This is a genomic window from Rhizobium sp. 768_B6_N1_8, assembly GCF_051811225.1.
Taxonomy (GTDB): Bacteria; Pseudomonadota; Alphaproteobacteria; order Rhizobiales; family Rhizobiaceae; genus Rhizobium.
The window spans coordinates 701,816-724,282 of sequence record NZ_JBPWPV010000001.1; the positions used below are offsets into that span (position 1 = coordinate 701,816).

Genomic DNA, 22,467 nt, shown 5'->3' on the forward strand with positions numbered 1-22,467 from the left:
GTGCTGCTTTATCCTCTCTGAAGGAGATAATAAACCTTTGTCATCGAATGCATCACGGCTTTCGCAAGCCGATCAAACATCAGGAGAAAGCGATGACATCCGCAACAAAGCCCGTACTCTTCGTTCTGACCAGCCATGGCGTCAAAGGCGACAGCGGTCAGCCGACCGGCTTCTACCTCGGTGAAGTAACACACCCGCTGGCTGTCCTCGATGCGGCCGGCATCAAGGTCGAGTTTGCCTCGATCGAGGGCGGGGAACCGCCGGTCGATGGCCTCGATCTCGAGGATGCGACGAATGCCCGTTACTGGAACGACGAGACATTTCGCCATGCGATCCGCGGCACGGCAAAGCTCGTTGATATCGATCCTATCAACTATTCGGCGATCTTCTTTGCTGGCGGCCACGGCGCCATGTGGGATCTGCCGGAAAGCCCTGCTGTGCTTGACGTTACGCAGAAGATCTTCGAAACCGGCGGCATCGTCGCGGCGGTCTGCCACGGTCCGGCAGCGCTGGTAAACGTCAAGCTCAGCGACGGCAGCTATCTCGTTTCCGGACGCAACGTCAGTGCCTTCACGGATTCCGAGGAGCGGGCGGTCGGTCTCGACAAGACGGTTCCGTTCCTGCTCGCCAGCACGCTCATCGAACGCGGCGCCAGCCATCATCCGGCGCCGGATTGGAATGCCAAGGTTGTGGTTGATGGCAGGCTCGTTACAGGCCAGAACCCGCAATCTGCTACCGGTGTCGGCGAGGCGATCCGCGACCTGCTCACCGCCTGACAGTTGCCAGAGCACCGGCCCAATATCAGCGGGCCGGTCCAGTCGTTATGGTAGCGTGTAGGCGATCACATAATCGCCCGGCTTGGTGCCAACAGAACCATGCCCGCCGGCGACCATGACGACATATTGCTTGTTGTCATCGGTCGTATAGGTCATCGGCGTTGCCTGTCCGCCGGCCGGAAGACGTGCTTCCCAGAGCTGGCGTCCGTTCGTCACGTCATAGGCGCGCAGATAGTTGTCGACGGCAGCACCCAGGAAGGCGACGCCGCCCTTGGTCACCATCGGCCCGCCGATGCCGGGCACGCCAACCTTGAAGGGAAGAGGCAGCGGCGTCATGTCGTGCACCGTCCCGTTCTTGTGCATATAGGCGATGCGGCCCGTGCGCAGATCCACGCCAGCGACATAGCCCCATGGCGGCGCCTGGCAAGGGATCTGCAACGGCCCGAGGAACGGACCCATGAACACACCGTAGGGCGCGCCGTCATTGCGGTTGAGGCCCTGTTCGCTTCCCTTCTCATCCTGCCCGCGCGGCGGAATATCGGCGGCCGGCACCAGGCGCGAGGTGAAGGCGAGGTAGGTCGGCATGCCGAACATAACCTGCCGCTCGGGGTCGACAGCGACGGAGCCCCAGTTGAAGGTGCCGAAATTGCCGGGATAGACGATCGTTCCCCGCAGCGACGGCGGCGTGTAGCGGCCCTCATATTTGTAGCGGTGGAATTCGATGCGGCAGGCAAGCTGGTCGAACAGCGAGACACCCCACATATCCTTTTCCTGCAGTGGCTCCGGCGAGAAGGTGAGATCGGAGATTGGCTGCGTCGGCGCCGTGTGATCCTCCGGGATAGCGCCACCAGGCGCCGGGATTTCCTTGAAGGGAATGATCGGCTGGCCGGTGCGCCGGTCGAGCACGTAGATATCGCCCTGCTTGGTGGATGCCACCAGCGCCGGCACCGCCGTTCCGTCCTGTTTCGTCAGATCAAGCAGCACCGGTTGGGCAGGGACGTCCATGTCCCAGAGATCGTGGTGGACGAATTGCTGCACCCAGCGCAGCTGGCCTGTATTGATGTCGAGCGCCACGACCGAAGAGGAGAATTTCTCGACATCGGCGCTGCGGTTCATGCCGAGCTGGTCCGGCACCTGATTGCCGAGCGGGATATAGACCATGCCGAGTTGGTCATCGACGCTGAAGACCGACCAGCTGTTCGGCGAATTCGTCGTGTAATGCTGCCCCTCGGGCAGCGGCGTCGTCTGGTCCGGATTGCCGGAGTCCCAGTTCCAGATCAGCGCGCCGCTGTTGATGTCATAGGCGCGGATGACGCCGGACTGTTCTTTCGTCGAATAATTATCGTTGACCGCCCCGCCGATGATGATCTTGCCCGCAACAGCGACCGGCGGCGAGGTGGAGTAATAATAACCGGCCGGATTATACTGCATGCCGGCCTGTAGCTGCAGCACGCCCTGTTCGGCAAAACTGGTGCAGACCTGCCCGTTGGTCGCATCGAGCGCGATCAGCCGTGCATCCGAAGTCGGCAGGTAGACGCGCTCCTTGCAGGGCTGGCCGGCCGGCGTGGCCTCATCGCTGTAATAGGTGACGCCACGGCAGGTCTGGTGTTGCCGGTCCGGGTTCATGCCGGAATTGGCGTCATATTTCCATTTCTGCTGGCCGGTCTTGGCATCGAGCGCGATCGCCCAGTTGTGCGGCGTGCAGAGATAGAGCGTGTCGCCCACCTTCAGTGGCGTCACCTGATAGGTCGTTTCCCCGACATCGTCAGGCCGCTTCACGTCGCCGGTCTGGTAGCGCCAGGCCTCTTTCAGGGTGGAGACATTCTGTGCAGTGATCTGGTCGAGCGGCGAATAGCGCTGGCCATAGGGCGTGCGGCCATATTGGTGCCATTCGCTATCGGGCACATTGCCGCCGAAGGCTGGCGTTGTGGCAACCGTCTGTATCGGCAGATCGCCCGCGAGATCATGCGGATCCGTCGTTATCGAATAGGCAGCGACGATGATGGCAGCGATGACCGGAATGGCGAGCGGCCAGGGATTGGCGCCGTAATAAGTGCCGGTCGGGCTGCGAAAGCCGAGCGGCCGGCGGATCCAGGGCGTCAGCAGCCAGATCCCGAAGAGGATGATGAGGCCGCCGCGGGGACCAAGCTGCCACCAGTCGAACCCCACCTCCCAGATCGCCCAGGCGAGTGCAACGACCACGAGCACCGCATAGACCCAGAGCGCCACGGCCTTACGCATGAGAAGCAGGCCTGCCGTCAGCAGGAACATCAGCCCCGCGAAGAGATAGAAGATGCTGCCGCCGAGCGTGACGAGCCAAAGCCCGCCGGTGCCCAGCGCCAGTCCAAAAATGATGAAGAGGATGGAGGTAATGACGATTGCCATAAGGCAGTCTCCCGCTGGTTAGCCGGATCGGAGAATGGCGAAAAATATACGCCGATCAGACAGATAGAGCGGGAGGCTTACCTTTCAACCGCCACAATTGGCAGCGGTCGCGGTGTCAGGCTTTTGCAAGCTCGCGGTCGATCGCCGAGACGAGGCGGTTATCGTCAGCCGTCACGTCGGGGGCGAAACGGGCAACGACCTTGCCGTTGCGGCCGACGAGGAATTTTTCGAAGTTCCAGAGGATTTCGTTGTCGTCGGAGGCGAGACCGGCGCCCTTCAGCCGTTCGCGCATCGGTCCTTCCCCAGTCGTTTCCACGGTGGAGCTTGTCAGGTTCTTATAGAGCGGATGTTTGTCCGGCCCCTTGACGGAAATCTTGGAGTACATCGGGAAATCGACGCCGAAAGTGCTGGTGCAGAAATCGAGGATTTCCGCGTCCGTCCCCGGTTCCTGGCCTTTGAAGTTATTGGCCGGGAAGCCGGCGATGACGAAGCCTCTCTCGCGCTTGTCGGCATAGAGCTTTTCAAGCCCTTCATACTGCACCGTCAGGCCGCATTTGGAGGCGACGTTGACGATAAGCAGCACCTGGCCGCGATATTCGTTGAGCGTCGTCTCGCGCCCCTGAACGGTCTTGACCGGAATATCGAGAAGATCAGTCATCATTATCTCCCTTTAGTATGACCCAGTTGATATCGACTTGTCGGAAATCAGGTTCCGCAGAAGGTCTGGAGCACCCGCTCTTCGGGCTTCGGCGGGTCCATATAGGCCGCAAATGTTGGCTGCTCGTCATAGGGGTGCGAAAGAACTGTCAGCAGCGCCTCGAACAGCGAGAAATCGCCGTCCTGAACGGCCGCCTCGATCGCCTGCTCGACCCGATGGTTGCGCGGAATGAAGGCCGGGTTGACCTGCTTCATCGCGGCAGCCCGATCACTGGGCGTCTGCGGATCGCGCGAAAGCCGTTCGCGCCAGCGCGTCAGCCATTCGGCAGTGGCAGTCGGCTCCCGGAAACTCGAGGCGAAGACAGCCTCCGCCGTCTCATCGCCTGCCAGGATTGAAAGCCGCCGGAAGGTCAACGTGAAATCCGCGTTCTCAGCCTGCATCAGCGCCAGTAACGACTGGATCAGTTCCAGATCGTCATCCTCAGCTGCGCTCAGGCCAATTTTGCCGCGCATGCACTGCAGCCAGAAGGCGTGGAAACGCTCGCCATAGGCCTTGATGATGGCATTGGCATGCTCGATCGCCTTGTCCTTGTCGGCATCGATCAGCGGCAGCAGCGCTTCGCCGAGCCGTGCCAGGTTCCATTGCCCGATACCCGGCTGATTGGCATAGGCGTAGCGCCCGTGCTGGTCGATCGACGAGAAGACCTTCATCGGATCATAGATATCCATGAAGGCGCAGGGACCGAAATCGATCGTCTCGCCCGAGATCGTCATATTGTCGGTATTCATCACACCATGGATGAAGCCGACCTGCAGCCAGCGCGCGATCAGCGCCGCCTGCCGGTCGCAGACAGATTCGTAGAGCGCGAGATAAGGATTCTCCGCCGCCTTCAGCTCGGGATAGTGCCGTTCGATGACATGATCGGCGAGCGCCTTGATGCCATCCTCGTCACCACCAGCGGCAAGATACTGGAAGGTGCCGACGCGGATATGGCTTGCCGCGACGCGCGTAAAGACGGCGCCCGGCAATATCTCCTCACGCCGCACGCCTTCGCCTGTCAACACGGCAGCAAGCGCCCGCGTGGCGGGAATGCCGAGCGCAAACATCGCCTCGCTGATGATATATTCGCGCAAGACTGGGCCAAGCGCCGCCCGCCCGTCACCACGGCGGGAAAAGGGCGTCTGTCCCGCACCCTTGAGCTGAATGTCGCGGCGCTCGCCGCTACGGTCGATCACTTCGCCGAGCAGGATCGCCCGCCCGTCGCCGAGCAGCGGCACGAAGTGGCCGAACTGGTGGCCGGCATAGGCCATCGCCAGCGGTTCGGCGCCTTCGGGCACGAGATTGCCGGAAAAGATCGCAGCGCCATCGCGCTTCAAAATATCGACATCGAGCCCCAGTTCTTCCGCGAGCGGCTCGTTGAGCTTGATCAGCCAGGGCTCCGCTACCTGTGTCGGCACTTGCGTAGCGAAGAAGCGCTGCGGCAACCGCACATAGCTGTTGTCGAAGCTGAAGGCCGTATCCGGCCGTTTTTTCTGCAGGGCGGAGGTCATGACTAATAGGTAGGGCCGCAGGTGCGGTCACGCAAGCCGATTTTGGCCCCGAAACCATTCCCTTCACGAAGGGCAAAAAAGTGCAAGGAATGGTGATCTGCCTTTACCTCTCGGCAAAGCAGATGTGCCATAAAAGACATAGCGCCGCCATGATTGCAGGCGTATAGCAAAATCATCTCCTCTTGGCAGTTTTGCCATGTCATCCCCCGCGGCCCTGTCGCCCCGTGTGCTCCGCTGCGCCTTTGCGAGTGATCCCTGACGATGTCGGATCAGATTTATCATGCGCCGATGGTTCGGCGCGCAGCACCCAATTTCCGGGTGATCGCGATGATTGTCGCGAGTGCCATGCTCATGGAAAATGTCGACGCAACCGTGCTGGCGACCGCACTGCCGACGATGGCGCGCGATTTCGGCGTCGACGCCCCGGCCATGTCGATCGCCCTGACCTCCTATCTGCTCAGTCTGGCGATCTTCATTCCCGCCAGCGGCCGCATGGCAGACAGTTTCGGTTCGCGCACCGTCTTCCGCTCTGCGATCGCCGTTTTCGTGATCGGCTCCATCCTCTGTGCCTTCGCGCCGACCTTGCCGTTCCTCGTGCTCGCCCGCCTGCTGCAGGGCATTGGCGGTGCCATGATGATGCCCGTTGGCCGTCTGGTGCTGATGCGCAGTGTCGACCGCAAGGATATGGTCAGCGCCATGTCCTGGCTTTTGGTGCCGGCGCTGATCGGCCCGATCGTCGGCCCGCCGCTCGGTGGCTTCATCGTCACCTATCTCGATTGGCGCTGGATCTTCTACATCAACGTGCCGATCGGCATCATCGGCATGATCTTCGTGTCGATTTATATCGACGAAGTGAAGGGCAAGGCGGCCGGCCCCTTCGATACGCTCGGCTTCATCCTCTCTGGTATCTCGCTCGGCTCGATGCTTTTCGGCTTCGAATTGTCTAGCCATGAAGGGCAGGGCTCGTTCTCGATCTTCCTCATCGCCATCGGCCTGCTCTTCGGCATTGCTTATCTGCGCCATGCTCGCAAGCATCCGGCCCCGATCATGGATTTCTCGCTGATGAAGGTGCCAAGCTTCGGCACCTCGGTCATCGCCGGTTCGCTGACGCGCATCACGCAGGGCGCACAGCCCTTCCTGCTGCCGCTGCTCTTCCAGATCGGCTTCGGCCTTTCGGCAGCTGCCGCCGGCCAGATCGTCATTTCCACGGCACTCGGTGCGTTGTTCATGAAGCCTCTGGCAAAGGCCGTCTTCCGCCGCGTCGGTTTCCGCCGAAGCCTTATTATCAACGGCATTCTCGGCACGATCGGTTATGGTCTCTGCGCCGCCTTCCGGCCGGACTGGCCGATGCCGCTGATCTTCATCGCGCTGGTGCTCAGCGCCTTCTTCATGTCGTTCCAGTTCACGGCCTACAACACCATCGCCTATGATGAGATCAGCCAGGATCGGATGAGCTCGGCAACGAGCTTCTACACTACCTTCCAGCAGCTGATGCTCTCGCTCGGCATCTGCATCGGTGCACTGGCGCTGCATGCCTCCATGGCCTTCAACGGTGTCGAAACGCCCGAGCTTGGTGATTTCTCCACCGCCTTCATCGTGGTTGCGATCATTTCGATTAGCGCCACCATCTGGAACCTGCGCTTCTCACCGACCGCAGGCGAAGAGATCAGCGGCTATAAGGCCAAGCAGACAAAAGGCGCCGCAGCCGGAAGCTGAGGCGCCTTCCTCTTCGTTAGAGGCCGATAGGCTTCCGCAATCGCCGGCGCCACGATGGACGCCCCTTGCGTTGGTCCGCCTGAAGCCCGTAGGCCATGCGGCTGTCGAGGTCCTCGAAAGCTGCAAGATCCATATCCTGCAATGCCACCTCCACAACCGCCTCCGGTTCGGCTTGCGTCTGCCGCCCTGTGATCGCAAACCACAGATCACGCCAGCTGCGCTGGCGCGTCATTGCCCCCACCATCGTCACAATCATGCCCTTCCGCTCGCCCCGTCACGCCGCCTGCGGCAGGCAGGCCTCGCAGATCGCCGCAACATGGCGGTGGTCGGTGCCGCAGCAGCCGCCGAGCACCCGCACCTGCGGCATGCGGCGAAGGAGTTCGCGGTAGCGTCGGCCGAGATCGGCAGGATCCCCCGCATCCAGCACCTCGCTGTTATCGAGTTGCTCATGGCTCATGGTCGAGGCATTGGCGCGGATGCCGGAAATGCGCTTCACCCAGGCGCTGCCGTGATCGAGCGCCCCTTCGAAATGCGTCGGGTGGGCGCAATTGATCATGTAATAGGCCGGCGATCCGCCGGTCGCCGCATCCGTCGTTTCGATCGCGTCCTGAATGCTGCGGCCGGTCACCAGCCTGCCGTCAGTCTCCAGCGTGAAGGAGATCGCGCAGGGCATGCCGAGCGTTTTGGCTGCACGCGCAATGCCGATTGCCTCGTCGATGTTGGTCAGCGTGAAGGCGGCGACCATATCGGCCTCCGTGCCGGCGAAGGTCTCGATCTGGAAGGCGTGGTAGTCCTCCGCCTCGTCGGCGCTCATCACGCCCGCCTTGTAGCCGTCGCCGCGCGGGCCGATAGCGCCGCTGATGACGATTGGCTGCTCCGGCCGCTCATAGGCGTGGCGTAAGCCCACGAGAAGCTCGACGGCTTGCTCGTTTGCCGCTTGCAGCGCCTCGGTCGTATAGTTGAGCTTCTGGCCCCAGTCGGGATTGGCACGCCATGTGGCGGTGTCGAGCACGAAACCCGTTCCGTGCCGCCGGGCGATATCCAGATAGCGGCGATAGTAATTCTTCGTGCGCTCCCGTCCGTCCTCAGAAGCCAGCAATACGAAGGAGGCGAAATGCGGAAGCTCGATGCCGTCGTGGAAGATCATCGTGGTTTCCATGCCGCCATCGCTAATGAAGGTGCCGCCCTTTAGCTGCGGCAGCCCATGCCTGTACTTTGCCATTGTGAAACCTCTCCTGTCGCGGCGCCAGTAATGGCTGCCGTCGATGGTGATGTTCTGCCGCTTAATCTGATGCCAAACTAGGCGACTTGCGGTATACTACTGCGGGTTTCGAATTTTGCGGATTGAAATCAATCCCTTGCATGGGCCAATGCTGCCGGGGGCGGAGCCAGGCCCGATCTTGCTGCGCAGAAAACTGTACCGCGGGTACAGGAGGGGAACATGCGAAAGGGCGAGGAAACGCGGAATCGCATCCTTGATGTGGCAGAAGCAGCGGTCTTGCAGAAGGGTTTCGGCGGCACGTCCATTGAGGAACTGATCGTCGAGACGGGCATCACCAAGAGCGGCTTCTTTTACCACTTCAAGGACAAGAACGAGCTCGCGAAAGCGCTGCTCAACCGCTACATCGAGAACGACGAACGCATCTATGACGAGATCTTCAGCCGCGCGCGCGATCTGATGGATGATCCGCTGCAGTCCTTTCTGCTTGGCTTGAAGCTGCTCTCCGAACTGGTGGCCGACCTGCCGAACGGCCATCCGGGCTGCCTGGTGGCGACTGTCTGCTACTACGAGCGGCTCTTCGACCGCGAGATCCAGGAGACTAACCGCAATGCCGTACTCGCCTGGCGTCGCCGCTTCGGCCGCATGTTCCGCGAGATCATGGCCGTCTATACGCCACGCGAGCCCGTGGATGTCGACCAGCTCGCCGATATGGTCTCTTCGGTGCTCGAAGGCGGTATCGTTCTCTCAAAGACGCTGAAGGAGCCGAATACGCTCGCCGAACAGGTGCTGATGCTGCGCATCTTCGTAAGGATGCTCTTCCTGCCGGCCATCGAGTCGCCGCTCGTTGCCGTCAGGCACGACCAGATCTACGGCACGGTGAGGAGTGGCGGACTTTAGGTTTTGCCGTCTTCCAGCTCAGCTGCCAAGTCGGCGAGCTTGCGCACGGTGTTGAGATTGCGGGAGGTACCCGCCTTCAGCGCCGGCAGCTTCAGCTTCGATCGGCCGGAGCCGATGGGATAGTGCACATAGATCTCGCGCCCGGCCAGCTTTGCTTCCTCGCCATCGGGCGCCGCCATCTTGTCCAAGGCATCTTTAGGTGCTGCTTCCGGCAGGAAATAGACCAGCAGAAAATTGGGTTTGGCCTTGGGGAAGGGCGCGTGGGCGATGATGCCGTCAAGTTCCTTGCGGCTGCGCACCATCACGCCCGGCCTCTTGCCCAATTTCTTGCCCAGCGCGTTGTCGAGCTTCTCCTCGACTGCCTTTTCGGCCTCATCAGAGCGGAACAGGACGTTGCCGCTCTGGATGTAGGTCTTCACATCGGAAAAGCCGAGCCCCTCGCATATCGCCTTCAGCTCCGCCATCGGCAGGGAGCTCGTGCCGCCGACATTCACGGCTCTCAGCAGCGCGATATAGACGGCCATTTCTCCCTCCCTTGACTGCGTGGCGTGCGCAGGGCACGCCACATTCGGCTCCTACATCTTGCCTGCCACCTTGACCGCAAACGCATATTCGAACGCGATCTCTTCGAGCCGCTGGAAGCGCCCGGAGGCGCCGCCGTGGCCGGCATCCATATTGGTCTTCAGCAGGATGGGCGCATTGCCTGTCGTCTTGTCGCGCAGCTTGGCGACCCACTTCGCCGGCTCCCAATAGGTGACGCGCGGGTCGGTCAGGCCACCGAGCGCCAGGATCGGCGGGTAGGGTTTCGCGCCGACATTGTCATAGGGCGAATAGGCGGCGATCTGCTCGTATTCTTCGCGGCTCTCGATCGGGTTGCCCCATTCCGGCCATTCCGGCGGGGTGAGCGGCAGTGTGTCATCGAGCATGGTGTTCAGGACGTCGACGAAGGGAACGGCGGCGATGAGACCGGCGAATTTCTCCGGTGCCATGTTGGCGACCGCCCCCATCAGCATGCCGCCGGCCGATCCGCCCTCGGCGATGATGTTCGCGTAAGACGTGAACTTCTCCTGATTCAGATAATCAGCGGCAGCGATGAAGTCCTTGAAGGTGTTGGTCTTCTTGTCCATCTTGCCGTCTTCGTACCAGGCAAAGCCCCTGTCCTTGCCGCCGCGGATATGGGCGATGGCATAGACGAAGCCGCGATCGGCAAGCGACAGGCAATTGGTGTTGAAGCCGGCCGGAATGGTGATGCCATAGGCGCCGTATCCGTAGAGCAGGCAGGGCGCGGAACCATCGAGCGGCGTATCCTTGCGATAGAGCAGGGTGACCGGCACTTTCTCCCCATCCCATGCCGGCGCGAAGACGCGGCGAGTGACGTAGTCGTCAGGATTATGGCCCGATGGTACTTCCTGCGTCTTGAGCAGCGTGCGCTCGCGGGTGACCATGTTGTAGTCATAAAGCTGCGAGGGCGTCGTCATCGAGGAATACGAGAAGCGGATGACGTCGGTGTCGTATTCGGCGGCACCCGAAAGGCCGAGCGAATAGGCTTCCTCGTCGAAGGCGATTGCATGTTCTTCGCCGGTGCGGCGGTCGCGGATCATGATCTGCGGCAGGCCGTCCTTGCGCTCGAGCCACAGGAGATGGCGAGCATATGCCATGTGGCTGATGATGAGCGTGCCCGGCTTGTGCGGTACGACCTCGCGCCAGTTTTCCTTGCCCGGCTTTTCAACCGGCGCTTCCATGATCTTGAAATCCTTGGCGCCGCCGTCATTGGTGAGGATGTAGAAGACGTCGCCGCCCTCTGTCAGCGAATATTCGATGCCTTCCTCGCGCACCGCCACCAGCTTCGGCTCGGCCGTCAGGTCCTTGGTCGAAAGCAGCCGGTATTCGCTCGTTTCATGGTCGTGGATATCGATATAGATGAAGTCGTCGAGCAGCGAACCGCCGACGCCCATGAAGAAGCCGGCGTCCTCTTCCTCGTAGACCAGACGGTCGTCGCTCTGCGGCGTGCCGAGAATGTGGTGAAAAACCTTCGAGGGGCGGTGGTTCTCGTCAAGCGCCGAATAGAAGAAGCTCCTGCCGTCAGGCGCCCAGACCCCGCCGCCGCCGGTATTCTCGAGCACGTCGGACAGGTCTTCGCCGGTCGCCAGATCACGAACCCTCAGCGTGAAGAATTCCGAGCCCTTGTCGTCATAGCCCCAGATGCCGCGGCTGTGGTCCGTGCAATGGTCGAGGCCGGCGAGCCGGAAATAAGCCTTGCCGGCGGCTTCCTTGTCGCCGTCGAGAAGGATGATGCGGATCGTCTCGTCCTTTACGTTGCCATCGCGCGGAATGCGGAAATAGCGCGGCTGCTCGCCGCCGGTGACAAAGGAGGTGCCGTAGGCATAGGTCCCATCCTTCATCGGTACTGAGCTGTCGTCTTCCTTGATGCGGCCGCGCATCTCGGCAAACAGCGTCTTCTGCAGCGGCTTGGTGTCTTCCATGGCCGCATTCATGTAGCCGTTTTCGGCTTCCAGATGGGCGCGGATATCGGGGTCGAGGATGGAGGGATCCTTGAACATGGCCTGCCAGTTGTCGGCCCGCAGCCAGGCATAATCGTCGGTCCGCGTGATGCCGTGGCGCGTGTCGGAGACGGGTCTTTTTTCAGCGGCGGGCGGGACAGGCAGGTTCTTGAAAGCGGTCAAGGAAAGCTCCGTAAGGGCGGTGTCGGTGGGCAAGAGATAGAGGTGCTGCAGGTCAGGATCAAGCGTCAGCCGGTGAACCTTATTGAGACAAGATGACCGGCGCGTCGCCTTGATGTCACCACATTGTTTAAGAATGTCCGCTGGCATTGCGCGAAAATTGCACCAGCGTCGGGTCCCGGCAAGCGGTCGGCGGCAGCGTGACGAATACATAACAGTAAAGGTTTCCCCGTAATGCCGAAACGTCTGGTCCTGTTTATGTCGCTCGCGGGCCTTGCCGCCTCGTCCGCCCTTGCGGTCGATCCCGCCATCAAGAAGCAGCTCGAAAAGCTCGATCCGGCCACCCGCCTTGAGCAGAGCTGCGATACGGAAGCCATGAGCCGCATCAACAGTGACGGCACGGGCTTCCGGCCGGACAAGGTCATCGCCTACACCTTCAAGGACCCGATCCCGAGCGATGACCGCCTCGAAGCCCCGGGCGCCGTCTTCCGCAGTAAGGGCGACTGGTATCATCTCTCCTATACCTGCATCACCGGCCCGCAGCACATCAACGTTCGCGACCTGAAGTACAAGATCGGCGACAAGGTGCCGAAGGATAAGTGGACCAAATATTATCTCTATGATTGAGCCCTTGGCCTCTTCTTTGCTCTTCCGCATTCCCGTGACAGGCACAGGAATGCGGGCAGATTGAGACATGAGCCGTCCTCGACGGGCGGCATCAGGCCACATGGCTCGGGTCCCTGTTTTGCTTTAAGCCCTGCTAAAACATCAACAGAATCTGATTGTTCATGAACCGCTTTCTTCTCGGCTACGCACTGCTGCTCGCCGCTGCCTCATCGGCTTTTGCCGCGGAAACGCCCGCCGCCGCACCTGCCCGTCCGCCGGTCGCGGCAGGTCCCAAGCTGGTAGAGCCGCACCTGCACATCGCCCGTTCCAACATATCAGGCCACGCGCGCATTGCGCTGACCTTCGATGCCTGCATGGGCGAGGCCGATGAGCGCATTGTCTCGACGCTGGTCAACGAGCGCATCCCGGCGACGATCTTCGTCACCGCCCGCTGGCTGAAGCGCAATCCGAAGGCGGTTGCCGTCTTCCTGCAGAACCCGGATCTCTTCGAACTGGAAAATCACGGCGAGAAGCATATCCCGGCAATCGACAAGCCGGTGCGGGTCTATGGCATCGCATCTGCCGGCTCGCCCGATGCCGTCAGGCAGGAAGTGGAAGGTGGTGCCGCCGCGATGGTCGCGTCGGGCATTCCGGCGCCCCGCTGGTTCCGTGGCTCGACCGCCAAGTATGATCTCTCGGCCATCGGCCAGATCCGCGCCATGGGCTACCGCATCGCCGGTTATTCCGTGAATGGCGACGGTGGTTCGCTGCTCGGTGCCGCGGTCACCGAAAAGCGCATTTCCTCGGCCAAGGACGGCGACGTCGTCATCTCCCACATCAACCAGCCGACGCATGCGGCCGGTGCGGGTGTCGCCAAGGCACTCGTCGATCTCAAGGCAAAGGGTACGGAGTTCGTCCGGCTGCAGGATGTTGCCGATACGGGCGACGACAAGACGACGGAGTAGAGCAGTTCCAGCAAAAGCGTGCAGCGGTTTTGCGTCCGGAATTGCGTGAAAACCCCGAATTGCGTGAAGACAAAGAGATAGAGCATTTTCGTGATTCGAAGAAAACGGAAATGCTCTGGAACGAAGCTTACCTCAGTTCGTCTCCGGTCCGTATCGAACCCGCCATGAAACTCCGCACAGTCGGCGCATCCCTGTCGAGAGCGAAATCCTCGAACCAGTCACGATGCATGCCGGCGAACATTGCGCCGATCATTTGCGCGGCGAGGTAGGAGAAGGTGATGCCGTTGCCGCCGTACCCATAGGCGGCATAGACGCCAGCCATCCCTGGCACCGGGCCGATCAGCGGCAGGCCATCCACCGTCTCGCCGAATGTGCCGCACCAGGCATGCTCCACCCGCGTATCCGCCCTCGGCCACAGCCGCTTCAGCTTTTCCCGGATCGTTATGACCTTCCCCGGCAGCTTGAGGTCGCGCTCTTCGGGATCGGTGGTGTCATCGTCCTCGCCGCCGACGATGATACGATTGTCATCAGTGGTGCGCACATAGAGATAGGGATGGCTGTCTTCCCAGAGCAGCATGCCGTCGCGCCAGAGGTCTTCCGGCTTCTGGGGCACGGTGGCGAGAGCCCAGCTGGAACTGGTGCGATGCAGCTTCGGCATGTCGAGGCCGGGCATGGAATAGCCGGTCGCAAGTACCACATGCCGCGCCTCGATTACATGGGCGCCGTTCGTCTCGGCCGTCACATGTCCGCCTTCGCTGTGAAGCCTGGTCACCGAGGCGTTGATCAACCGCGCACCGCGCGAAAAGGCAGTCTGCAGCAAGGCCCAGGTGAGCAGCAGCGGGTCGGCCTCCGCCGAACCCGGCGAGAGGATCGCCGCATCACGGTCGAACTCGTATTGGGTGAGGAGATCGGGATGTTCGAGATAATGGCCCGGCAATCCCGCCCGGCGGCGAAGCTGCCGTTCCTCCATCAGTTCGCGCGCACCCTCGTGATTATTGGCGAGATAGAGCGTGTTGCGTGGCTGGAAACCGCAGGTAATGCCGTGGGCCGCAATCAGCTTGGCAAGCCCTGCGACACAGGCAGCACTGCGGCGATAAATGCCGGCTGCCCGCTCGAAGCCGTAAAGGGTTTCCAGCTCACCGAGTGTGCGGTCGATCTCCCATTGCAGCATGGCCGTGCTTGCCGCGGTACTGCCGAACCCCGGCTGCTCGCGGTCGATGACGACGACCGAAAAGCCTCGCGCCGTCAGATGTTCGGCGGCAAGCGCACCGGTTATCCCCCCGCCGATGATGGCGATATCGGTCTTGAAGCTCAGTTCGAGCGGCTGATAGGCCGGCCGCACGCCGTTCCTGCCCCAGAGCGAGCAGCCGCCTACGAGTTCAGCGTGGCTGGCTTCGTTGAGATGCAGGTCGGATGCCATGGCTTGCCTCCAGTCGGTGTCGTTACTTCGGCAGCTGCGGCTGCGGTCTTTCCTCGATCACCAGTTCCTCCATGATGGTCATGGCGATGAGCGAGAGCGGCAGTGCCAGCATCGCGCCGACCGCGCCCCACATCCATGTCCAGAAGATGATCGCCAGGAAGATGACGAACGGGTTGATCTCCAGCCGCCGGCCCATGACAGCGGGGAAGATCAGGTTTTCCATCACAAGGTGAACAGTGAAGAAGGCTGCAGCAGGTATAAGACCGATAATGATGCCGTCATGGGCGATAACGCCGGCAATGGCGACCGCAACGGTCATCATCGTGATGCCGAGATAGGGAATGAAGCTCGAAAGAAAAGCAAAGAAACCCCAGAGCACTGGCATGGACAGCCCGCCCGCATAGGCGATAACAGTCATCACGACGCCGAGCGCCACATAGATCAGCGAGGCCGTGGCGAAATAGAAGCCAAGCGCCTGTTCCACAGCATTGATGACGCGGATCGCTGCCAGCCGCTGCGCCCGTTCGCGAAAGGTCATGATGATCGTCTTGCGCAGGCTCACGCGGCTTGCCAGAAAGAGCAGCAACGCCGCAAAGAAGATCAGCCCCTGCACCAGCGCCGGCGTCAGGTTTGTTGTCACGACATGCAGCACGTTTCCGGTGTTTTCGAGCAGCGCATCGATGGACATCGGCCCGCTCTGGAAGGTCGCAGGCGTGATGTGCAGCCATTCGATCCGCTCCAGATAGGGCATGACGCGCTGGGTCGTGCGCTCGATGAAATCAGGCGCTTCATTGGCAAGCATCGCCAAGGGACCGGCAAGCGAATTGGCCAGCAGGACGATGACCAGCGCGACAGCGGAGGAAAGGATCGCCGCATTGGCAAGCCGCGGCACGCCCATCTTCGAAAGCTTTTCTGCCGCCATGCCGAGGATCATGCCGACGACCACCGCGAGCGTGATGGGGATCAGAATCAGCGACATCATATAGACTGCGGCAAGCCCAAGGATGCCGAAGATGCCGATGATGGCCCAGGCCATGCTGACATCGAGCCCGTCCTTCTCGACGCGCCGCATCGGTGCCGGTGGAAGTTCTTCAGCAGCTTCTTCCTGAAGCGTTCGTGCCCATGCGCTGGTGTGGCGTTCGCCGAGGCGGATCTTGTTTGCCTGTTTCCGGATGCCGTTGGCGATTCCCATGTGCGATGTGTCCCCGAAGCCCCATTGCTCCGCCAATCAACGCGCAGGCTTGCTACAGGTTCCCCCCTGGTATCGAGGCGTCTAGGCCGTCCGCCGCCGCCCGACGAAATCCACGAAGGCGCGCAGCGGCGGCGGCATCTGGCGCCGGCTCGGATAATAGAGGTGGAAACCGGGGAAGGGCGGTGTCCAGTCATCCAGCATGCTCACCAGCCTGCCGGCGGTAAGATCTTCCGCCACGTGATAGTCGAAGAGATAGCCGATGCCTATGCCATCAAGCACGGCCCGCAGCATCAGGTCGTTGTCTGTGGTGCTGAGTGGCCCCGAGACGGCCACTTCGAGCTTCTCGTCGCCGCGCTCGAATTCCCAATGATAGAGGCTGCCATCCGTCGGCCAGCGGGAGACGACGCAAGAGTGGTCGCGCAGGTCGCGCGGTGTGTCCGGCATGCCGTGGCGCGCGATGTAGTCGGGCGAGGCGACCACGACGAGCCGCATCTCGCCGCCGAGTTTTACGCTCACCATGTCTTTTTCCACCATCTCGCCCAGCCGGATGCCGGCATCGAAACGATCGGCGACGATATCGGAGAGTTTGTCATCCACGATAATGTCCATGACGATATCGGGAAAGGCAGCATGGAAGGGCGCAATCAGCGGCGCCAGCCCGTGCGCGATCGCAACCCGCGGCGCGTTGATGCGCAACAACCCGGCCGGCGTATCGCGCAGCGCCGAAACATCCGCCACCGCCTGGTCGAGATCGGCAAGCGCCGGCAGCAGCCTTGAAAGCAGCCGTTGGCCCGCCTCGCTCGGCGCCACGCTGCGCGTCGTGCGGTTGAGCAGCCGGATGCCCATCCGTTCCTCGAGCGTGCGGATCGTCTGGCTGAGCGCGGAGGCCGATATGCCGAGCCGGGCGGCCGCACGGGCAAAATTGCCGTGCTCGGCGACCGCAGCAAAAGCCCTGAGTTCGGCATAGTCGCTGCCGCGCATTATGCTCTCGTTTCTAAAGAAGTCATGCCGATAATGTAGCATTGTTGTCAGTATCGGCAAGGCGCATCCTCTTTCTGCAACACAGGAGATTATCCATGACTGATACATTGTCCCTTGACCGCTACCGTCTCCTCGGCCGTTCCGGCCTGCGCGTTTCGCCGCTGTCGCTCGGCGCCATGACCTTCGGAACAGATTGGGGCTGGGGAGCAGATGAGCAGGAGTCCCGCCGCATGTTCGACGCCTATGTCGATCGCGGCGGCAATTTCATCGATACCGCCAATCAATATACGGGCGGCACGTCCGAAACCCTCGTCGGCCGCTTTGCCGAAGGCCGCCGCGACGAACTGGTGATTGCCACCAAATACACGATCACTTCGCGCCCCAGGGATCCGAACTCCGGCGGCAATCACCGCCGCAGCATGGTCCGTTCGGTGGAAGACAGCCTGAAGCGGCTGAACACCGATTACATCGATCTCTTCTACCTGCACGCCTGGGATTTCACGACCTCGGTCGAGGAGGTGATGCGCGGACTGGACGATCTCGTCCGTGCCGGCAAGATCGTCTATGCGGGCATTTCCGATACACCGGCCTGGCAGGTCGCGCGCATGCAGACGCTGGCAGACCTTCGTGGTTGGGCGCCGCTGGTGGCTCTCCAGATCGAATACAGCCTGATCGAACGCACGGTGGAGCGCGAACTGATCCCGATGGCCGCTGAACTCGGTCTCGGCGTCATTCCCTGGTCGCCGCTCGGCATGGGTGTCCTCACCGGCAAATATAGTCGTGCCGACCTCGATATCGGCGGTGGCACCGCAAGTGCCGTCGGCACCCGCAAGAATGTCGCTGCCGGCAACGGTTCGCTGACCGAGCGCAGCCTCGGCATCGCAGAGGTCGTAAAGGCAATCGCTGCCGAGATCGGCAAGACGCCGGCGCAGGTGGCGATCGCCTGGACGCTCACCAACCCGGCCGTAACTTCGCCGATCATGGGCGTAAAGACGATGGCGCAGCTCGAAGACAATCTCGGTGCGCTTGATGTGGTCCTGTCGGATGAGCATCGCACTCGGCTGGCCGAAGCAAGCGCCATCGTTCTCGGCTTCCCGCATGATTTCCTCGCTAAACCATTGACGCGCGGCGTCATGTTCGGCGAGGTGACCATCGAGCCCCGTCATTGAAACATGCAAACCTGAAAATGGCGCCGGAAACGGCGCCATTTGTCGTCTGGAAGTTTTGTTCCGAAAGCGCAGCCCCCGCGCGTTCCAATCGCCGTTTGTGCCGCTCCGAAGTCACCGCCCAAGCGCGATCGAAAGCGGGACGGCAATGTAGCCTGACGGCGGTGCTGTCTCCCCTCCTGATGGTGCGAGTACCGGCGGCGGCAGATTTTCATCTATTTTCGCCGGGCCGATGCGGTTCCAGTCGTAGAGGAAGATCTCCTCGTAGAATTTGGCGATCTCGGCATCATAGAAGATCAGGCTCGCATCCCGGTTGAAGCCGGTGCCGGCTGTCGTCCAGTTGTGGCTGCCCATCAGCACGGCTTCGCTGTCGATGATGATTCCCTTGGTATGGCAGTTCTTCTGCTTGCGGATCTTACTGGTATCGAAGCCGTAATCCTTGGCATTGCTGATGACGTCGCGGTCCTCGGAGCCGAAGCTGCGGAAGATGATGCGCACGTCGAGCCCGCCCTTCTGCTTTTCGAGCAGCGCATCCAGCAGACGGCGATAGTTGTCGCCCACCGTCTTGGTATTGAAGCTCTGGTTCTGGAAATAGATCCGGCTCTTGGCCGATTGAATGAACGGCAATACCACATCGAGATAGTTGTCGGGCGTCAGGATCGGCTGCACGTCGATTGTGCGCTCGCCGGTCAGCGGCTGGAAATAGTGCGGCTTCTCGGGCGCTTCGAGCGTGTCCATGGCGACGTTGGCGGGCAGGAAGACCAGTTGTTCCGACACGATGCCGGCCTCCGTTACCGTCTTGGCCTCTTCCAGATCGCGCAGAATATGATCCTCGTAGAGTTTGCTGAGCTCGGCGTTTTCAAGGATGGCATGCCATTCGCGATTGTAGAGCCGGAGAGCCGATGGAGCGTCATCCTTGTTTGTCAAAGGCGCGACGTTGGGCTGGTTGGAACTCTGCCAGTTGCCGCTCGAAAGCCACATGGCATTGTGGTCGCGCACGGCGACCTTGATATGGTAGGCGGAATCGAAGATGCCGTCCCTGCCGACGCTCGCCGGCGCGAAATCGAACTTGTTACCCTTCGCATCGCGGATCTGCGCGACCGCTTCGGCATCCGTCAGATCGCCATCATGCACCTTGCCGCCCATCTGCAGCACCATGGAGATGGTTTCGGCCTGGCCCTTGACCGCATCGAGCACGCCATTGGCGACATTCGTCGCGCCGAAATCGTACATGGCAACGACCAGCGACTTGCGGGTCTTCGCCAGGAATGGACCGAGCTGCGGCCAGCTCGCGTCAGGTCCGGTATGGATGACGAATTTGCCATTGACCGGGCGACGGGTCAGCGGCAGGTCGTCGCGCTTCTTGTAATTCGTATGCCAGCTCGGCTTCGCGGCTTCATCCATGTCAATGCCGAAGAGATCCTGCGCCGAGGCGACAGTGACGTCAGTGCGAACGCCATCGATGTAGTCCGGCAGCTTCGTGCGGCCGCGCGATTCCAGGGCGCCCAGTTCGAGCTTGCGATTGACCGCGATCACGACGGCGCGCTGATCGGTGATCTCGCCATTCTCGAAGCGATAGCCCGGCTTGATGGCAACGACGTCGTCACGGTTGGCAAACTGAGATCGCGCGCTGCGGACCGCAGCAAGTACCTGCTCCTTGGTCGGCATTGCGATCGGCGAGGGGGACGGCGGATTGGGACCGGAACCGGTCGCACTCATCACAATGGACGGCCCCGAAGGAGAGCCCGCTGGTCCGCCTGCGAGCGAAGATTGCAACGCTGCAGTGTCCAGTTCGACGGTAATCTTCAGCGGTATCGTGAATGTCACCTTGCCGCCGCCGCCGCTGCCCGTGCCGCTTTCCTCATTATTGCTCACAATGACCTCCCCGTTCAATGGCTGGAGCAGTCCTCGGGCGCGCTGCAGGCAACGCCGCAGAACGGCTGCCGGCACCGCGTCATTCTCGATGAATTCGGTTCCGCTGTAGTGAAGCCCCATCACCCTGCCAGTGCCGATGTCGAGCAACGGAGAGCCGGAATTGCCGCCGAGGGTAGAGCAGGAATGGGTGACACGGTTCTCGTCGGCGGCCAGCAGGTTGCCAACTGCAAGCCGCTTCTTGGTGAAGACGCCGCCAAAAATCTTTTCGGCAAGTCTCTGATCGGAGAAGCGGGAATCGCTGGCGGGATAGCCGATTGCAGCAACCGGCAGGTTGCGCACCGGCACCTCGGAGGCAAGGTCGAGCTTCAGACGGCCGACCGGCGAGGATTTCTGTTCCAGCTTCAGGAAGGCAACATCGGGTCCGTTTTCAGGCGCCACCCAGACGACACGTTCGATCTTCACCTCGTCGCTGGTGGCGTTACCGAATTCCTCCAGGAAGTCGATATTGACGCCGATCTCGCGGCGCGCGTCAAAGCCGATCTTGAACTTGAAGCCGGTGCCGCTTGCTTCCGCAAAAAGGTTGGCCACATGGCGGTTGGTGATGACAAGGCCGTCATCGATCACCCATGCCGTTCCGGCATAGTCGCGGTCGGCATTGGTGACGTCGACGCGGCCGATCGAAACCATCGCCCGGTCCACGTTCGCAGCGTTGTCCGTCAGGATGCGGCGCCAGGCCTTCGCTTCCTCTCGGGCGCTGTCGATGTCGACGGCATTGTTCCTGACAAGGAAAACCGGCGTACCCACGGCAAAGACGATCGTCTCCAAGTCGCCGACCGGAGGTGGGCCGATATCGACCCCTTCTTCGACGGGCTGATCTCGGTTCATCAATGCGCGCACGCCGCCGTAACGGACGTTCATCGCGCGGCCGGCTTCATCAAGCCAGCCAGGTCTTTGCGCGCTGCTCATCAGCGCGTTGATGTCCTCCTGCACACCCGCCGAGCTGGCGGCCACAACCTGCTCCGCCACCTGCCGGACGCGCTGGGAATCCTCCACTGTCATTCTGCCTCCTCCGTCCGATGGCGGACATTTCGTCGGTGTACGATGGGGATTGGCTGCGAAATCTATTGAGGGTTGTAAACTGGGAAGATACGTCCAGTTTATTACAGCCGCATGATGGCGTCGAGCCCAGCGCCTGCGCGACCGTTCGGTCGTCCTGAAAGCAAATATCGAGAATATGCCGCGACTGTTTTGGGAGTTCCTTGAAAACAGAAAGGACCGTTTCGGTGAAATACCAAAACGATCCTTTCCGAGTGCCTTAAAAGATATTCCTTCAGGCCGAGAGTGTAAGCCCGATGCCCCACGGGTCTTTCAGGAAGACGCCGCCGTCGCGCTTCTCGCTCTTGATCTCAAGCTCGTCGAGCTTGGAAACGGCTTTGTCTAGCGTTTCCTTGTCATTGAAACGGATCTTGTAGTCGGAAAGGCCGGTCATGTGGTCGGCGCGGGTGCCAGCGCCGCGGCTGTTCCAGATATTGGCGGCGAGATGGTGGTGATAGCCGCCGCTCGCAAAGAAGCTTGCGCTCGGATAACGCGCCATTACCTTCAGGCCAAGCACGTCGCGATAGAAGGCATCTGCCTGCGGAATGTCGCCGACCTGCAGATGGATGTGACCGATCGCGGTGCCGTCAGCCATGCCGGTCCAGGCATTCTCAGGCGCACTGTTGTAGAGCGCCTGCAGGTCGAGCCGCAGCGTGGCCATTTCTACCATGCCGTCCGGATGGAACTTCCAGCTTTCATGCGGACGGTCTGCATAGATTTCGATGCCGTTGCCTTCAGGATCGGAAAGGTAAATCGCCTCGCTGACCAGATGGTCGGACGCGCCCTCGAGGGTGACATTGTTGTCCGCGGCATGGCGCAGCCAGCGGACAAGTTCGGTGCGGTTTGGCATCAGGAAAGCGGTGTGGAAGAGGCCGGCGGCATTGCGGGGGGCCTCGCGCGCATTGCTATCCGTTGTCAGCGTCAGCAGCGGCAGGCCGGCAACCCCCAGAACTTCGCCGCTTGCGGTCTTTTCGAGCACCGAAAGGCCAAGCATCTTCTGATAGAAACCGGAGACCGCGGCCAAGTCTTTCACGACCAGATGCGACTGGTCGATATAGGCAGGGCGCGTCAGCGCGTAAGATGGTTCTGATGCCGTCATGGAATGATCTCCTGCCCTGGAATTGAAAGGCGTACCGGCGGTGGCGGCAAATGTGCCGCCCGTAGCGAGCGCGAGGAATTTTCGCCGGTCCATTCGCCTGTAAGCTCCCCTCGGCTGCTGTACTTGATCCCAATATGGCGCATTCTCATTGTTCACAGAAGGCTCGTTTTTGACGATGAAGCG

The 22,467-nt window shown here is 61.2% G+C and carries 18 protein-coding genes; 6 read left to right on the top strand and 12 right to left on the bottom strand.

Annotated features, from left to right (window positions below; all coding sequences use genetic code 11):
- Window positions 1–92 precede the first annotated feature (92 nt).
- A complete protein-coding gene (locus tag AB8B33_RS03510) occupies window positions 93–776 on the top strand; it encodes a type 1 glutamine amidotransferase domain-containing protein (protein WP_439014375.1) in 684 nt (227 codons plus the stop codon).
- Between the two features lie 45 nt (window positions 777–821).
- Here the strand turns inward: AB8B33_RS03510 and AB8B33_RS03515 are convergent, their stop codons facing one another.
- The 3 genes from AB8B33_RS03515 to AB8B33_RS03525 all read right to left on the bottom strand — a co-directional run bounded on the left by AB8B33_RS03515 (window position 822) and on the right by AB8B33_RS03525 (window position 5,369).
- Window positions 822–3,161: a glucose/quinate/shikimate family membrane-bound PQQ-dependent dehydrogenase gene (locus AB8B33_RS03515; protein ID WP_439014376.1), complete on the bottom strand. Its 2,340-nt coding sequence runs from the start codon at window positions 3,159–3,161 to the stop codon at window positions 822–824.
- Between the two features lie 115 nt (window positions 3,162–3,276).
- Window positions 3,277–3,822: a glutathione peroxidase gene (locus AB8B33_RS03520; protein WP_439014377.1), complete on the bottom strand. Its 546-nt coding sequence runs from the start codon at window positions 3,820–3,822 to the stop codon at window positions 3,277–3,279.
- 44 nt (window positions 3,823–3,866) lie between these two features.
- Window positions 3,867–5,369 carry a protein adenylyltransferase SelO gene (locus AB8B33_RS03525; RefSeq protein ID WP_439014378.1) on the bottom strand — a complete coding sequence of 501 codons (1,503 nt, stop codon included), beginning with the start codon at window positions 5,367–5,369 and terminating at the stop codon, window positions 3,867–3,869.
- A gap of 261 nt (window positions 5,370–5,630) precedes the next feature.
- On the opposite strand from AB8B33_RS03525, the gene AB8B33_RS03530 reads away from it, so the two are divergent.
- On the top strand, window positions 5,631–7,085 hold the full coding sequence (locus tag AB8B33_RS03530; protein ID WP_439014379.1) for an MDR family MFS transporter: 1,455 nt from the start codon (window positions 5,631–5,633) through the stop codon (window positions 7,083–7,085).
- A gap of 16 nt (window positions 7,086–7,101) precedes the next feature.
- On the opposite strand, the gene AB8B33_RS03535 is transcribed toward AB8B33_RS03530, so the two are convergent.
- Both AB8B33_RS03535 and AB8B33_RS03540 read right to left on the bottom strand, forming a co-directional pair.
- Window positions 7,102–7,341, bottom strand: coding sequence for a hypothetical protein (locus AB8B33_RS03535; protein ID WP_439014380.1), 240 nt, complete (start codon window positions 7,339–7,341; stop codon window positions 7,102–7,104).
- Window positions 7,342–7,359: 18 nt separating this feature from the next.
- Window positions 7,360–8,307, bottom strand: coding sequence for a homocysteine S-methyltransferase family protein (locus AB8B33_RS03540; protein ID WP_439014381.1), 948 nt, complete (start codon window positions 8,305–8,307; stop codon window positions 7,360–7,362).
- A 219-nt stretch (window positions 8,308–8,526) separates the two neighbouring features.
- Between AB8B33_RS03540 and AB8B33_RS03545 the strand changes: the two genes are divergently transcribed.
- Entirely contained in the window at window positions 8,527–9,204 is a 678-nt protein-coding gene (locus tag AB8B33_RS03545; protein WP_113323227.1) for a TetR/AcrR family transcriptional regulator, read from the top strand.
- On the opposite strand, the gene AB8B33_RS03550 is transcribed toward AB8B33_RS03545, so the two are convergent.
- Entirely contained in the window at window positions 9,201–9,728 is a 528-nt protein-coding gene (locus AB8B33_RS03550) for a DUF1697 domain-containing protein (RefSeq protein WP_439014382.1), read from the bottom strand. The genes AB8B33_RS03545 and AB8B33_RS03550 overlap by 4 nt on opposite strands.
- A 51-nt stretch (window positions 9,729–9,779) precedes the next feature.
- A complete protein-coding gene (locus tag AB8B33_RS03555; protein ID WP_439014383.1) occupies window positions 9,780–11,888 on the bottom strand; it encodes a S9 family peptidase in 2,109 nt (702 codons plus the stop codon).
- Window positions 11,889–12,119: 231 nt separating this feature from the next.
- Here AB8B33_RS03555 and AB8B33_RS03560 point away from each other — a divergent pair, with 231 nt between their 5' ends.
- Both AB8B33_RS03560 and AB8B33_RS03565 read left to right on the top strand, forming a co-directional pair.
- Window positions 12,120–12,512, top strand: a complete 393-nt coding sequence (locus AB8B33_RS03560) for a DUF930 domain-containing protein (protein WP_113322554.1) — start codon at window positions 12,120–12,122, stop codon at window positions 12,510–12,512.
- 161 nt (window positions 12,513–12,673) lie between these two features.
- Complete coding sequence (locus AB8B33_RS03565; protein ID WP_439014384.1) at window positions 12,674–13,456, top strand: polysaccharide deacetylase family protein; 783 nt, start codon at window positions 12,674–12,676, stop codon at window positions 13,454–13,456.
- A 127-nt stretch (window positions 13,457–13,583) separates the two neighbouring features.
- Here the strand turns inward: AB8B33_RS03565 and AB8B33_RS03570 are convergent, their stop codons facing one another.
- From AB8B33_RS03570 to AB8B33_RS03580, 3 genes are all read right to left on the bottom strand, one after another.
- The gene (locus AB8B33_RS03570; RefSeq protein ID WP_439014385.1) at window positions 13,584–14,876 is read right to left on the bottom strand and encodes an NAD(P)/FAD-dependent oxidoreductase; all 1,293 of its coding nucleotides are present in this window, start codon (window positions 14,874–14,876) and stop codon (window positions 13,584–13,586) included.
- A gap of 22 nt (window positions 14,877–14,898) precedes the next feature.
- On the bottom strand, window positions 14,899–16,068 hold the full coding sequence (locus tag AB8B33_RS03575; RefSeq protein ID WP_439014386.1) for an AI-2E family transporter: 1,170 nt from the start codon (window positions 16,066–16,068) through the stop codon (window positions 14,899–14,901).
- An 81-nt stretch (window positions 16,069–16,149) separates the two neighbouring features.
- Window positions 16,150–17,049: a LysR family transcriptional regulator gene (locus tag AB8B33_RS03580; protein WP_439014387.1), complete on the bottom strand. Its 900-nt coding sequence runs from the start codon at window positions 17,047–17,049 to the stop codon at window positions 16,150–16,152.
- 95 nt (window positions 17,050–17,144) lie between these two features.
- On the opposite strand from AB8B33_RS03580, the gene AB8B33_RS03585 reads away from it, so the two are divergent.
- Window positions 17,145–18,218 (top strand): aldo/keto reductase, encoded by a 1,074-nt coding sequence (locus tag AB8B33_RS03585; protein ID WP_439014388.1) that lies wholly within the window; start codon window positions 17,145–17,147, stop codon window positions 18,216–18,218.
- Between the two features lie 111 nt (window positions 18,219–18,329).
- Here the strand turns inward: AB8B33_RS03585 and AB8B33_RS03590 are convergent, their stop codons facing one another.
- Together AB8B33_RS03590 and AB8B33_RS03595 are read right to left on the bottom strand one after the other, a co-directional pair.
- The gene (locus AB8B33_RS03590) at window positions 18,330–21,149 is read right to left on the bottom strand and encodes a phospholipase D-like domain-containing protein (protein ID WP_439014389.1); all 2,820 of its coding nucleotides are present in this window, start codon (window positions 21,147–21,149) and stop codon (window positions 18,330–18,332) included.
- A 271-nt stretch (window positions 21,150–21,420) separates the two neighbouring features.
- Window positions 21,421–22,377, bottom strand: coding sequence for a VOC family protein (locus AB8B33_RS03595; protein WP_439014390.1), 957 nt, complete (start codon window positions 22,375–22,377; stop codon window positions 21,421–21,423).
- Window positions 22,378–22,467: the final 90 nt, after the last annotated feature.